Raw genomic sequence first — 13,504 nt, forward strand, 5'->3', positions numbered from 1 at the left:
TGCGACACCTACCGACGCGAGGTGGCCCCGTCGTCGGGAAACCTATGCTTCGACGAACATCGACAGATCGCCTGCGCCCTCGCGCGCGATCATCGCCTCGCCAGAGGATAGGTCGATCACCGACGTCGGCAGCGGTTCGTCAATCTCGCCGTCGATCACGAGATCCACGGCGTCACCCAGCTCGTCTTGTACGCGCCATCCTTCGGTGAGGAGTTCGTCCTCGCCAGGCAGGATCAGCGTTGAGGAAATGAGCGCCTCGCCCATCGCCGCAAGGATCGTCTGCGTGACCTTGTGGTCAGGGATACGGGCACCAATCGTGGATTTCTTCGCGTTCAGCGAGACCTTCGGTACTTCCTTTGTTCCCTTGAAAATGAACGTGTACGGGCCGGGCGTAAGCGACTTGACCAGACGGAAGAAACGGTTATCCACGATCACGAGGTTGCCGAGTTGGGCAAAATCGTGGCAGAGCAACGTGAAGTGGTGCTCCTCCCCCACGCCGCGGATCCGGCGAATACGCTCCAGGCCATCTTTGTTCCCCATTGTGGTGACCAGCGCGTAGCCGGAATCGGTGGGCATTGCCACCACGCCACCATCTCTCAGGCGATCAACCACCTTATCGACCAGGCGTTGCTGAGGATCTGTGGGGTGAATTTCTACTAGGCGCGACATTGCTCTCCTTCCATCGGATAACCCCCACACTACCCGCGTAAGGTTCTCGCGTACAATAAAAGCCATGGATGAAGCAACCACGCGGGTACGCCTCGCATTCGAACAGGTCGCCCCCGAGATCCGCGCACACGAGCTCACGCCCGAGGCTCGTTTGGTTGAGGACCTCGGGCTCGACCGGCTCGCAAAGTGGCAGGTTGCTGTGGCGATCGAGCGTATCGCACGGGTTGAGATTGACGACGCCAAGATCGACAGCGCAACTCGAGTTGCAGATTTCATTTCCCTTGCCGTTTCGGATGCGCCGTTGCCCGCGCAGGACGGCGCAGAGCCGGTTTCTGACACACAGGGTTCTGAAAAAATCGATAATGACGGTTTCGCCGACAATGCCGCGAAAATAGGGCGTCGCAAAGATAATGACAGCACGTCCGTGAAAAATTTTACAGACAACGACGCACCCAAAGACTTGGCCGAAGAACTGGCCAATTTAGCCGAATTTTTCAAGAAATAGCAGGGAAAACACTGCGATGGGTAGTACTACCCATGCAAAACGCTTTCCTAATGTTGACGGCACAGATATGCTTATTGTGTCGCAAACGAAAAGCGAAAGAGACACCAATCGGTTTGTGCGTCCGAGGCTTCTACACCTCACCGTGGGAGGCAGTGTCTCGATGCAGATGGTAGGTCTTGTGTGCGTGGACCTAGGATCTGTGTCTCGCAGTTGTGCGAGAGGGCGGCGGCCGATTGTGCGTTGAGGCCGCCGCCCAACCAATTCACCGCTGGCCGGTTTCACCACACCTGCCAGTTCTCACCACCGAGGTGGCGCTCACCAGTCGCTTCGATGAAAAGGGCCAGCCGATCACCACCGGCTGGCCCTTCAGCTTTCCGCGCGGAGGTCTGCGCGAGAATGCCGACCGTTAGCCCACTCGGTGCAACCAGCGCACCGGCGCGCCAGCGCCGGCGTAGCGGAATACCTCAAGCTCGTCGTCCCATGCCTGGCCGAGCGCGAGATCAAGGAGACGGCGCAGTTCATCGGGATCGCCGGCAGAGTTTTCAATGGCTGCGCGGATGCGGTTCTCTGGCACCACAACGTTGCCGAGCTGGTCGGTTTGCGCATAGAAGATACCGAGCCCAGGAGTGTGCGACCAGCGGCCGCCGTCGGAAATTTGCGTAGGTTCCTCGGTAATCTCGAAGCGAAGGTGCTCCCAGCCGCCGAGTGCAGATGCGAGCATGGCACCGGTGCCCACCTCGCCAGCCCACGAGACTTCACCACGGTTCATCTGAGGGAGCGCCGGTTGCTTCGTCCACTCAAAGTGGACAGGATATCCAAGCACGCTTGTCACCGCCCATTCAACGTGTGGTTGAACAGCCGGTGTAACTGAATGAATGAAGATGACACCACGGGTGGTGTGTTTGTTATTCACTGTGACCTCCTCTAAGTGAAATTCCCCTTAACACTTGAAGGCGTCACTTATCTAAGAATGCCACAATTCATATGCGAAGTCACGTAAGCGCCTCGCGGAGCATCTCCTCGAGGGTCGGCGCCTCGAAAGCGAAATTCTCAGCGTCCAGCACCCCGGGCGTCACACGCGCGCTCGCGAGAACAGCCTCCCGACCGGCGTCGCCCAGTACTCCAAGGATCGCAAAGCGAGGCACCCGAAGAATAGCAGGGCGGCGCACAACTCGAGCAAGCATCGCGTTGAAGTCTTTATTACGCACCGCCGTCGGCCCTACAAGGTTCACGGGACCAACGATGCTTTCGCGTTGCATTGCGAAAAGGACAGCGCGCACGTGATCACGGATTCCGATCACAGGCATCCAAGACGAACCGTCGCCCAATGTTGCACCGCCGCCATACCGATAGATGCGTGACAGCGGGCCGAGCATGCCTCCGTCGCTCCCCATGACAAGACCCGTACGCAGATTGACCACTCGTGTGAGATCTGAGGCCTTACGCGCCTCCTGCTCCCACTCTTCGCACAAACGGGCGAGAAATCCCACTCCCCGGGCGGAGCTCTCGTCGAGGAATTGATCTGCGTTATCCGGGCCATAGTAGCCAGTTGCTGATCCACAGAGAAACGCCTTCGGGCGGTCAGAATCCGGGAGCTTCTCGATTGCTCGGACGAGCGTGCGCGCAGTGGTAATGCGAGATCGCACAAGTTCCTCGCGGTACCGGTTCGTCCAGGGCCAGCCAAGCACGCTGGCTCCCGACAGGCAGACGACGCCGTCCGCACCTGCGAGCACCGCTGGATCACACTGGCCACGCGCCGGATCCCACGGAGCCGTCCCGGGTTGCGAAACGCCATCTCCACGGACGAGCCGGACGACGCTGTGGCCGAGCCTGTGGGAGTGTGCGGTCAGGTGCCGCCCAATAAAGCCTGACGCACCCGCGATGACGATTTTCATGAGAACTTACGGATCTCTTGGAGCGCTTTCTTGCGGTTTTTACGGTCCAAACGGTCGATGTAAAGGTGACCATCGAGGTGATCCACCTCGTGTTGGATCAGGCGACCCCAAATTTCTTCACCCTCGATCACAACCTTGTTGCCATCGAGGTCCATCCCTTCTGCCTTCGCATACCAGGCGCGCTCGCAGGGGAACCAGAGTTCAGGAACCGACAGACAGCCTTCATCGCCATCCTGGTACTCCTCGGTGGACAGATCCACGATCTCGGGGTTGAGGATATAACCACGCTTGCCATCGATGTTCCAGGAGAATGCTCGGTAGGACACACCGATCTGGTTTGCCGCCAGACCTGCACGGCCGGGCTCGTTGACGGTTTCCATCAGATCGTCCACCAATGCACGGATGCCGGGCGTAATTTCCGTGATCGGTTCGCACACGGTGCGCAGAACGGGATCACCAATAATTCGAATATCGCGATAAGCCATGCGTTTAGTTTAACGCGGCGTAGGACGTGAACCAAAGGATGCCTACAGGACATGTCGTGTTGTTTTTCTTCGGGTTTTTCGTTGGTGTGTCGGGGTTTCGGGGCTGAAAAGTCGTTGTGACTCGAGTTTTTGGTTGGACATTTCGTGTTGTTTCTACCGGGGTTTGGCCTGATATCGCGCGGGAAAGTCGAGTTTAGACTGGGTTGAATTGGGGGATGGGTAACCCTTCATGCAGAATCTGCGGGACAGCCAACCGCCGAAGCGTGTAAAAAACTTTCGCAAACAAAATTTGGGCCAATTCTTTTAATAGGAGTGGTGCTGGCGCCGGCTTGTTAGAAAAATTGCCTATTATTTTATTTAATAAACGACTAGGATATTCGTAAATCGAATAATTTAACTGTTTTTCGAACACACGAACGGCTACCCATGGAAAACTACCCCGAGCTTCGAAAGCTCAGCTACAGGCGTCCGCCAGAGGACGACGCCGAGTACCAGCGGCGCTTCAACAGCCCCGGCTGCGTCAAGTTAGATTTTCACGTGGGCAAATACCCACTCTTCTATGTGATTACACCAGACCTCATTCGCCTCGAAGACCACATCACCCAGGCAGCGTATCGAATCCAGGCGCTCACTCACGACCTCCCCAACGGAGCCACAGCCCATTTCATCCGCTCGCTTATTGCAGATGAAACCGTAGCAACAAACAGTATCGAGGCAATCCACTCCACCAGAAAGGAAGCGCTCGAGGCTCTGGACGCCGCGCCAAGCCCTTCGGTTCGGCTGTCCCCTCTTGTACACCTTCTGACAGCTCTTTCGGATGCAGCTGAAAACGTGCCCTTTAACGAGCCTGCCGACGTGCGCAAAATTTATGACGATGTTACCGCTGGAGAAGTCGCCGAAAGCGACAGCCCCGACGGAAAGCTGTTTCGCGCTCAACCAGTACATGTGATGTCGTCAGCTCAAAAGGCGCTGCACACGGGGTTTCAGCCAGAAGAGAGGATTCACCGAGGAATTTCGGCGATCATTCGCGAGTGGAAACAGCCTTCGAGTTCTCGCCTGATGAGCGCCATCATTGGCCACTTGATGTTTGAAATCGTGCATCCGTTTTACGACGGCAATGGCCGCACTGGGCGCTTTCTTTTAGCACGGCAGATTGCTGAGCTGGGATGGCCGATTACAGCGCTTGGGGTGTCAAGCCAAATCGATCGCCAAAAAGCTCAGTATTACGAGCAATTCCTTGCCGCGGAGCATCCCTTGAATCGGGGAGAGGCCACGCATTTTCTTGCATTCTTTTTGGAGCTTATTCATGCTGCGCAAAATGTGGTGCTTGATCAGTTGAACGAACGCCGTCACTCCCTTGACGTCGTTTCGGAGAAGCTTCGCAGTATGGATCTGGATGAGCCTCTAGAAAATACCTTATGGATTTTGGCACAGGTCTACGCATTTGGGGCCGATGATGCGATCAGCCGGAACGAGCTTGGAAAATATCTCCAGAAATCGACTCCTACGACGGTTGCATATCTTAACGCGCTAGATGACGCCGGATGGATTGAGTATGTGAAACGCCGGCCGGTGATGCTCCGACTATCCACCCAAGGCGCGGAAAATCTGGGAATTCTCAGGGCGTACTAGCGCTTCGCGGCGCTGTCAAGAAGCCAACCAAGAAGGTTCTGGCGCACGCCACTGCTTACAATTCGCAAGCTCGCGGTAAGGATCTTGAAAGTGTAGGGCTCAAGCAATTCTCGAGTAGCCCGTATCGCCACCGGCAGGTGACTTTACCGCGGGTATAGGGAGCGAATTGATTTTACTCAAGACCATTTCTTTGAAATGGAGTTTTTCCATATCAGTTCCTAGGATTCGTCTACTGTTCGATGGTGCGGTAGATACCGCCTAGGCCACTTCGGTAGCTTGATCAGAAGATTGTCGGTGTGAATTCCTGACTCATTACAGACACTTCGAACAGGAGTGGACTGGAACGACGGCTTAAAGGCCCCAAAGGATGCCCCGAAAATAGCAAAAGAAAAGCCTCGGCGATGCCGAGGCTTTTCTTTCTGCTCCCGCGACTGGATTCGAACCAGTGACCGTCCGATTAACAGTCGGATGCTCTACCACTGAGCTACGCGGGATCGCAACGAGTTATATTTTAGCCACCCGAGCCGCCGCATGCAAAACGAAAAATGCCGACTTTTTGGCTTAAATCCGGCACCTGTGCGGCACGCCACATTACGAGTTTTTCTTCAGCGGTAGCCCAACAGCTTCCCGGAGTTCGACCTCGAGCTGGGCAAGGGAGGCACGGTCGGCCTCGGTGTGTGCCGGCACTGAAAGGATTTCGGTAAAGAGTTCTTCGTTGCGCCGACGGCGCACTTGCCCGCGCGCCACTCGACCGCTGGGAAGATCCCACACGAGCTGGTGCACGATGGATCGTTCAATTCGCTCATGGACCATTGTCACGACGCTCGGATCAGAACCATCGGCAAGGACCAGCACGATCGGTTCGCCGCGGCCACGCCGGGTGAGAGCGAGCGAAAGCTCGGAGGTTTCTTCGTCCCAGCGCCCGTATTCAAACTCGGCCCAGTCGTATTCTTCGCGCGCGCCGTCAGCACTCACAATTGCCAGACTCTCAGGCCATGTAGCGAGCCAGCGGCCATCGGCAAGTTCAGCGGCAGAGGTGGGCCGCTTGCCTGCCTCATTTCGCAGATAGTGTGGATATTGCGAACGACCGAACATTAGCTTTCCTCCCAGTACTGCGAATAGACGATGGGCGACGAGCTCGGCTCAGATTTGCGTTCCTGGGCGGCTTTCCCAGCAAAGTAGCCCAGGACCAGCACGATCACGCCGAATACGGCTGCGATAGCGAAAATGATGCGCTGCTGCTTTTTGAATTTCGCGGCGTCTTCTTCCGAGAGGTTCGCTTTGGCCGCACGGTAGCGTTCGCGCAAGTTTTTCGGCTCAGTGGGCTGTTCGCTCATGTGTGTCTCCTTTGTTGAACGTTCCCACACTACCCTGTGTGCGACGCGCTGGTCAGCACCGCGCTTCCAGTTCGGTTTGGCTTGAGCCTTAATCGCCTGGGCGCGTGAGCACCGCTTCAGCCTCCACGACACGTAGCTGGTTCCCCTGCGTGTGCGTCGTCGCCTGAAGGGTTCGCCACTCCCCTGCCACCCCGACGTCGATGCGCCAGTCCACTTCGAGAGCCGGGCGGTACGTTCCGGGCTGAGAGTATGCCCAGTGGGCGGTTCCGTGGGGCCACGGACCCCCTGGAGTCGTGGTTGTGTATTCACGACCGTCGCCGAGTTTCCAACGGAACGACACCGGTTCGCCACGCATTTCCACTCCGACGCCGGCTACCGTAACGTGCTTCGTAAAGGCTTTGGTGGTGGCGGCGAAGTAAACATCCTTGTTGACGTAGGCGCTTCCAGCTGGCTGCCAGGTGACTTCGCCCGGGACCACGTATTCGACGATCCTCTCCGAGATACGCTTGACGACCGCCTCGGCGCTTGGCACGGCCGGCTTCGGAGGTTTCGATGGCCCTGAGGAGGGATCACAGATTTGCTTCGCCTGCTCGATCGCTACGCCCTTGATCACCAACGACCATAGGCACGTTCCGGCATCGTTACGAATCTTTTTCTCCGGGTTCGGCGCGAGTGGATTCTGGATCCACAGTGCGTCGTGCACCAGCTTCTCGAAATGAATCTCCTCCGGCGTCTTCGCCCGCGGAAGCTGAGGCATGCGTTGGTTCGGCGGCGAAGAAGTGTCATGCCGAGATGATTCCTCATCACCATATAGTTCGAAAGCCACAGCATCATCGCCGATGATATCGACGTCCCAATTTATATTTTCCATGTGAAAGCCGGCGAAAGCCATAACAATTGAAGTAATCATTTCAAACTCGATCCAAACGCTTCCGGCTTAGCGATTTCCCAACTGATAAGTCGTAAATTCTCGCCGGCTTCGAGTACCCCAAGCGCGAGAGCATGAGTGGCTGGCTTTGTCGTATCACCTGACGTGGCACGATATTCTGTGTATTCCGATCGGTCCACCAGATAGTCCAACCGGTACACGTTTTCACGCTGATAGGCCCGAAAAGTTTTCTGCTTTTTCACCGTGAAATCAACCTGCGACCACTGGCCTGCTTCCCCGTTCTCAACTTCCTTGCGCGTATTGTTACAGAATGTGCACTCTGGAGCACTGAGCGCATTCCACAGGCTCAGATCGCGCGTGGCCATTGTGTAGCTGTAGACCTTCAGCGCGTAACGCCCGAACGCGTCCAGATCTTTCTCACGATCGCCGCTCGGCGTGAACGACGGCTTGGGCACATGCGGCCGCGGCGGCAACGTGTAGGCCGACGTCGGCGACGGCTCCTCAGCCGAAGCTACCGAAGCCGCGGCTTTCACGCTCGCGGAGGCACCGGCGTCGGGAGAGCCGGCGCGTGCGCAAGCTGCCAACACGAATAGCACAATCAAAAGTACGGTGAGTTGTCGTTTCATATCCTCAGGCTAACAAAAATCGCAAAATCCGCTGCGAAGTTTTCCACAGGCCAGAAAATACGATTTGCCCACCACCATCGGCATCGAAAACTAGCCCACACCAACACAGCCAGTGCCAAAAACCGAACTTGCACACGCGCGTAGAATGGGTTCCATGGCGAAAAAGACACACGGCGGCACTCCCGCGATCGACGTTCTGGTGAAATCGAAAACCCCACACAAGGTCTACGAATACGAACATTCACGCGAGATGAGCGACGGCTACGCGCTCGACACCGCAAATATCCTCGGCGTCGATGCGAAAACCGTGTTCAAAACGCTCCTCACCCTCGTTGACGGAAAACCGGTCGTCGCCGTCGTTCCCGCCGACCACCGGCTCAACCTCAAGAATCTCGCGAAAGCCGCCGGCGGCAAGCGTGCTCAGATGATGGAGCCGGCGGCCGCTGAACGTCTCACCGGGTACGTCACCGGCGGGATTTCCCCGCTCGGGCAACATAAGCGCCTGCCCACTGTGATCGACGCCGGTGCGCAGGAACTCCCAGCGATGCTGGTCTCGGGCGGGAAGAGGTCGATCTCGGTCTCGCTCGCCCCAGCAGACCTCGCAGCGCTCACACGCGCCACGTTCGCCGCGATCATCGACCACGCCTAGCTCACCAGCGCCAACTCGACGCCCGCGCGACGGCGAAGGCTCGCGCTCCCTGACGCGCCGTGAAGCGCGCGCAACTCGACCTCGGATATCTCGCGTTCAGCGCGGGTATCACGGCCGGTCGGAGTTATTCCCCGACGGCTGGCCGCCCTGCTGGTTTCGCTCCGCCTCCTGGCGCGCACGCTCGGCCTCTTGGCGGGCGCGTTCGACTTCCTGGCGGGCACGCTCGGCGTCGAGGCGGGCTTGCTGCTCCGCTTCGGCCTGCTGGCGGCGCTGCTCTTCCTCGAGCCGGCGGCGCTCGTCCTCGGCGCGTTGTTGCTCGGCCTGGGCGCGCTCGACGTCGTCCACAGTCTTCTCGAGATCGCCCAACTGCTGGTTCAGCTGGTCGATCGAGGTGCGAATCGTAGCGGCGCGGTCGGTGAGCGCCTTTGCATCGTCGCGGGTTTTCGCAGAAGTCGACGTATCGAGTTTTCCGCTCTCCTCGTATGTTTTCTTCAGGGCATCGTAGGCGGTGCGGATCGTCTCGATCGTGAGGTATTCGGGTGTGGCTTCCACACGGTTCAGTTGGACTTGGGCGCGCCCGCGCATCACCGGCAGGCCGGTTTTCATCGACGTCATTTCACGTTGCGCCTTGGAGACAATGCGCGCAGTTTCGAGATCTCTGATTCGATCGTCGATTTTGGCGATCTGTTCGTCGATCACGTTCACCTGGCGTTCGACCTCTGCGTTGTGGTTGGTGAGCCTGGAGAGCTGCTCGGTGGTATTGCAGGTGGGTTCGACAAGGCGCGTACGCAGGATCGCGTTTTTTGCGTTCGTGAGGTCCGCGATAATCGGGAGCGCCGAGGCGCCCAGATCCTGCTCGCTTGCTTTCTTCAGTGCGGCGTCCGCGTTGGCAACGGCTTGGGTAACGGTGTCTTTTCCCGTTTCGGCGGCGGAAAGCTGCGCGGAGCATTCGCGGGCGAACTTGCCGGCGTCGGAATAGTAATAGGCGGCACCCGTCCCGCCGACGACGGTGACGAGGAGCAGCGTTGCAGCGATTGTTTTCGCTCGCGACCTGCGTGGCTCTTGTGCTGGCTGCGTCACTTCGGCCCCTTTCTCGTGGATTGTTTCCCAGTCTAGTGTGCATATTCGACCCGGGGGCGAACGAGTGGGCATAAATCACAGGGAGGCTTTCGCTGCGATTCCTCCCCGAATACCTCGCTTCGGTAGTCAAAGAGCGAAACCCCGGAACCTCAATCGTTGAGATTCCGGGGTTTTGTGTGCCCCCACCAGGACTTGAACCCGGGACCAAAGAATTATGAGTTCCCTGCTCTAACCATCTGAGCTATGGGGGCGCGGGTGCGATTTTACCCGATTTGCACATTTTTCCCCATTCGGGGCGCGACGCCGGAGCACGGTTCACGGTCGCACCTACCCGTTTGGCGTGCAGGGCGACGTCGGTGCCGGCAGGCGCTCGCCGACGTCGGCGCGATGTGCGCACCGACGTCGGCGACTAGCTCTCCTCCACAAAAATACGGCGCTGTGCCTCGAGTTCCATCAGCCGGTTGAACAGCGCCTCCTGTTCGGGCGAGTTCGGCTCAGTGCGTTGCATTTGGGAGCGCACGTCTGCGATCTGGCGGGTAATGCCTGCACGAATCAGGCTCATCATGATTCCGCGCACGTACGGCCACGGGTTCGAAACGTCCGCCTGGGCGAGCGGTTCCACGGCGAGTTGGACGATCGCGCGGCGGACGATGTCGTCTGATTCTTCTGCAACTTTCTCCACAAACCAGCCAGCGGCGCGGTTTTCCGCATCCGAGGCACTCGCTCCCGCCTCCACGAGAGAATCCGCATATTTCTTCGCCTCGATCGGGCCGCCTGCCGCCCGGATCGCATCGAAAATCGCGCGATGAACCGGTACCTGGAACGACGCGGCAGGTAACTGGCCGGCATTAGCCGCTACCGCCATGACCGGCAGCTGCACGATCACCTCGAGTGCTTCACGTTCGACCCGCTCGATCGGATCGCGAATCGTTCGGCGATCCGCGAGCACGGGCGCATTGGGGCGCTCCTCCGCCTCAGCAGGAAGCTGCGGGATCTGCGTGTGGTGGCGAGCAGCGTCGTGAACTGCTCCACGAACCACGTGTTCCTCCATGCCGAGCCAGCCGGCGAGCTGACGCACGTATTCGCCGCGCAGTACCCGATCACGGATCGAGTTGAGAATCGGGGCGGCGGCGCGTAGGCCCGCAGCCCGCCCCTCCGCGGTACCGAGCGGAAACTCGCGGAGCACCGAGCGGATCACGAACGCGAACAGCGGCTCACGCTCTTTGACGAGCTGGCGCACTGCTTCATCGCCATACTTCAGGCGCAGATCGCACGGATCGAGCCCTCCCGGAGAAACTGCCACGAATGTTTGCGCCGCGAAGTTCTGATCCTCGCGGAACGCGCGCATCGCGGCCTTCTGGCCTGCACTATCGCCGTCAAAGGTGAAGATCACCTCTCCCCCGTACGCGCGGCCGCTGGAGAGGATCACACCCGCCGCCGGATTCGCGCTATCGCCCATCAGGCGCCGCACGATCTTCACGTGCTCGTTACCGAAGGCCGTGCCACACGTGGCGACCGCGTTCGGCACGCCGGCGAGGTGGGCGGCCATCACATCCGTGTAGCCTTCGACCACCACGATCTGGCGCTCTTTCGAGATCGACTTTTTCGCCAGATCCAGCCCATAGAGCACCTGCGACTTCTTATAAATCATGGTTTCGGGTGTGTTCAGATACTTGGGCCCGCCGTCATCGTCGGAAAGCTTGCGCGCGCCGAAGCCGATCGGATCGCCCGTAACGGAACGAATCGGCCACATCACGCGCCCGCGGAAGCGGTCGTACATGCCGCGTGTACCTTGCGTCGCCAGGCCGGAGGCCGCGATCTCCTTCTCCGTGAAACCGCGCTTGCGCAGCTGGGTGAGCAGGGCGTCCCACGAGTTGGGCGAATAGCCCACGCGGAAATGCGCGATCGCTTCGGCGTCGAAGTTGCGGCCGGCGAGCATGTCGCGCGCCGGCGCCGCCTCCGGGGTGGAGAGCTGGGAGACGTAAAACTCTTCAGCAACGCGGTGGGCATCGATCAGGCGGGCACGCGTGACCTCGCTCGGTCCACGTTTCTCGCCACGGCTCTCGTCGTATTCGAGCTCCACGCCAACTTTGCGCGCGAGAAACTCCACGGCCTCCACGAACGAAACGTGCTCGATCTTCTCCACGAACGCGATCGCATCACCGCTCTCGCCACAGCCGAAACAGTGGAAAAACCCCATTTGCGGGCGCACGTTGAACGACGGCGTTTTCTCATCGTGGAACGGGCACAGCCCCTTCATCGAGCCCACACCGGCAGGTTTAAGCGCCACGTATTCGCCAATGAGTTCCTCAATATGAACCCTGCTCCGTACCTCTTCGAGCGACTGCGCCTTAATCAACCCTGCCATGGCCACCATTCTAGCGGGCAGGCGTTGCCGACGCCGGTGCCGAGGTCAGACAGCGCCCGCGTGCGGGTGCAGCGTCAGTTTCGCAAGAATCCCACGAGGGAGGCGTGGTAGGCGCGCGCCGACTGGTCGGTGAGCGAGGCTACCTGGTCGATCACCACGCGCAACCGCTCGGCATCGTCTTCCGCACGCTGGTAGGCGTCAAAGAACGGGCGCTCGAGGCGCGCCGGATCCTCGCTGAAGGCGTCCACCAGATCGAAGAGCATGGTGCGCTGTTCGAAGAAGATCGGCTCGTGCTCGCGCGGGGCCATCACATAGTGAACAGCGATCCCCTTGAGGAAGTAGATTTCAGCAAGAGTTTCGCGCGGAACCACCACGTTGCCCGCGTAACGGATGAGCGGCATGTAGCCAATCTCGGCGCGCGTGGCATCCGTGACCGCGGAAACGAACCGCCCAATCAGATCCGATGTGAGGTCCTTGAGCTGGGCGAGATCGCGCAACGTGTCGTTGAAGGCGCTCGGCCAGCTCTTAAGGGCGAAGAGGCGCTGCGCTGCCGCCGTGAGTTCGCCTGCGGAGATTTTCGTTCCGTACCAGGCGAGCGTCGATTCGACGACGGCGTCCAGCTCCGCTGCGCCCTTCGCCACGAAATCCTGGGGAACCATCGCACGCCGCACGATCGTATCTTCGAGATCGTGCACTGAATACGCAATGTCGTCCGAGAGGTCCATCATTTGTGCCTCGGCGCTCTTGACATTCCCGTGGCCGCCGTGTGCCCACTCGAATACCGGCACATCATCGGCGTAGGCGCCAAACTTCGGGCTTGCCTGCCCTGCCGGGCCTTCGTGTCGCTTCCACGGGTATTTCACGGTGGCGTCCAACACGGCTCTGGTGAGGTTCAATCCTGCTGGCGCTCCGGCGTCGTCGAAGCGCTTCGGCTCGAGACGGGTCAAGATGCGCAGGGTTTGCGCGTTGCCTTCGAAGCCGCCGATTTCGGAGGCGACGACGTCGAGGACTTGCTCGCCGTTGTGCCCGAAGGGTGGGTGGCCGAGGTCGTGCGCGAGGCAGGCGGTTTCAACCACATCTGGGTCGGCGCCGAAGTTTTTCGCGAACGAGCGCCCCACCTGCGCCACTTCGAGGGAGTGCGTGAGGCGGGTACGGATGAAATCGTCGGCCTCCGGGCCCAGAACCTGGGTCTTTGCACCTAGGCGGCGCAGTGCTGAGGAGTGGATCAGACGCGCGCGATCGCGTTCAAAATCGCTCCGCCACGGGCTTTTCGCCGCCTCGGGCACGAATCGGGCTAAATCTTCGGAAGAGTAGTTCACGGCTCTACTTTAGCGGCTTGCCGTGCCACAATAGGAAAGGATGAGGAAAG

At 59.2% G+C, this 13,504-nt stretch carries 14 protein-coding genes and 2 tRNA genes; 3 read left to right on the forward strand and 13 right to left on the reverse strand.

The genetic code is table 11. The features are described 5' to 3' along the window. Positions 1–42: 42 nt before the first annotated feature. Positions 43–669, reverse strand: coding sequence for an L-threonylcarbamoyladenylate synthase (locus tag P8A24_RS05430; RefSeq protein WP_278057608.1), 627 nt, complete (start codon positions 667–669; stop codon positions 43–45). Between the two features lie 64 nt (positions 670–733). On the opposite strand from P8A24_RS05430, the gene P8A24_RS05435 reads away from it, so the two are divergent. Next, entirely contained in the window at positions 734–1,174 is a 441-nt protein-coding gene (locus P8A24_RS05435; protein ID WP_278057609.1) for an acyl carrier protein, read from the forward strand. Between the two features lie 406 nt (positions 1,175–1,580). Here P8A24_RS05435 and P8A24_RS05440 read toward each other — a convergent pair whose 3' ends face one another. From P8A24_RS05440 to def, 3 genes are all read right to left on the reverse strand, one after another. Beyond that, entirely contained in the window at positions 1,581–2,087 is a 507-nt protein-coding gene (locus P8A24_RS05440; protein WP_278057610.1) for a DUF3145 domain-containing protein, read from the reverse strand. Positions 2,088–2,166: 79 nt separating this feature from the next. After that, the gene (locus P8A24_RS05445) at positions 2,167–3,069 is read right to left on the reverse strand and encodes a TIGR01777 family oxidoreductase (protein ID WP_278057611.1); all 903 of its coding nucleotides are present in this window, start codon (positions 3,067–3,069) and stop codon (positions 2,167–2,169) included. After that, a complete protein-coding gene (gene def / locus P8A24_RS05450) occupies positions 3,066–3,554 on the reverse strand; it encodes a peptide deformylase (RefSeq protein WP_278057612.1) in 489 nt (162 codons plus the stop codon). The genes P8A24_RS05445 and def overlap by 4 nt, the downstream gene beginning before the upstream one ends. Positions 3,555–3,980: 426 nt before the next feature. Here def and P8A24_RS05455 point away from each other — a divergent pair, with 426 nt between their 5' ends. Beyond that, positions 3,981–5,186: a Fic family protein gene (locus tag P8A24_RS05455; protein ID WP_278057613.1), complete on the forward strand. Its 1,206-nt coding sequence runs from the start codon at positions 3,981–3,983 to the stop codon at positions 5,184–5,186. Between the two features lie 422 nt (positions 5,187–5,608). On the opposite strand, the gene P8A24_RS05460 is transcribed toward P8A24_RS05455, so the two are convergent. From P8A24_RS05460 to P8A24_RS05480, 5 genes are all read right to left on the reverse strand, one after another. Beyond that, positions 5,609–5,680, reverse strand: a tRNA-Asn gene (locus P8A24_RS05460). Between the two features lie 97 nt (positions 5,681–5,777). Then, the gene (locus tag P8A24_RS05465; protein ID WP_278057614.1) at positions 5,778–6,281 is read right to left on the reverse strand and encodes a hypothetical protein; all 504 of its coding nucleotides are present in this window, start codon (positions 6,279–6,281) and stop codon (positions 5,778–5,780) included. Then, positions 6,281–6,523 carry a hypothetical protein gene (locus P8A24_RS05470; RefSeq protein WP_278057615.1) on the reverse strand — a complete coding sequence of 81 codons (243 nt, stop codon included), beginning with the start codon at positions 6,521–6,523 and terminating at the stop codon, positions 6,281–6,283. The genes P8A24_RS05465 and P8A24_RS05470 overlap by 1 nt, the downstream gene beginning before the upstream one ends. 88 nt (positions 6,524–6,611) lie before the next feature. Further along, entirely contained in the window at positions 6,612–7,394 is a 783-nt protein-coding gene (locus P8A24_RS05475; RefSeq protein ID WP_278057616.1) for a hypothetical protein, read from the reverse strand. 35 nt (positions 7,395–7,429) lie between these two features. Further along, positions 7,430–8,038 carry a hypothetical protein gene (locus P8A24_RS05480; RefSeq protein WP_278057617.1) on the reverse strand — a complete coding sequence of 203 codons (609 nt, stop codon included), beginning with the start codon at positions 8,036–8,038 and terminating at the stop codon, positions 7,430–7,432. Positions 8,039–8,192: 154 nt separating this feature from the next. On the opposite strand from P8A24_RS05480, the gene ybaK reads away from it, so the two are divergent. Next, positions 8,193–8,687, forward strand: a complete 495-nt coding sequence (gene ybaK / locus P8A24_RS05485; protein WP_278057618.1) for a Cys-tRNA(Pro) deacylase — start codon at positions 8,193–8,195, stop codon at positions 8,685–8,687. Between the two features lie 108 nt (positions 8,688–8,795). Here ybaK and P8A24_RS05490 read toward each other — a convergent pair whose 3' ends face one another. From P8A24_RS05490 to P8A24_RS05505, 4 genes are all read right to left on the reverse strand, one after another. Then, on the reverse strand, positions 8,796–9,767 hold the full coding sequence (locus tag P8A24_RS05490; protein WP_278057619.1) for a hypothetical protein: 972 nt from the start codon (positions 9,765–9,767) through the stop codon (positions 8,796–8,798). 177 nt (positions 9,768–9,944) lie between these two features. Further along, positions 9,945–10,018, reverse strand: a tRNA-Ile gene (locus P8A24_RS05495). A gap of 158 nt (positions 10,019–10,176) precedes the next feature. Next, positions 10,177–12,135 (reverse strand): DNA primase, encoded by a 1,959-nt coding sequence (gene dnaG / locus P8A24_RS05500; RefSeq protein WP_278057620.1) that lies wholly within the window; start codon positions 12,133–12,135, stop codon positions 10,177–10,179. A 74-nt stretch (positions 12,136–12,209) separates the two neighbouring features. After that, positions 12,210–13,454, reverse strand: a complete 1,245-nt coding sequence (locus P8A24_RS05505; RefSeq protein ID WP_278057621.1) for a deoxyguanosinetriphosphate triphosphohydrolase — start codon at positions 13,452–13,454, stop codon at positions 12,210–12,212. Positions 13,455–13,504: the final 50 nt, after the last annotated feature.

The sequence above is a fragment of the Arcanobacterium wilhelmae genome, assembly GCF_029632765.1.
Taxonomy (GTDB): domain Bacteria; phylum Actinomycetota; class Actinomycetes; order Actinomycetales; family Actinomycetaceae; genus Arcanobacterium; species Arcanobacterium wilhelmae.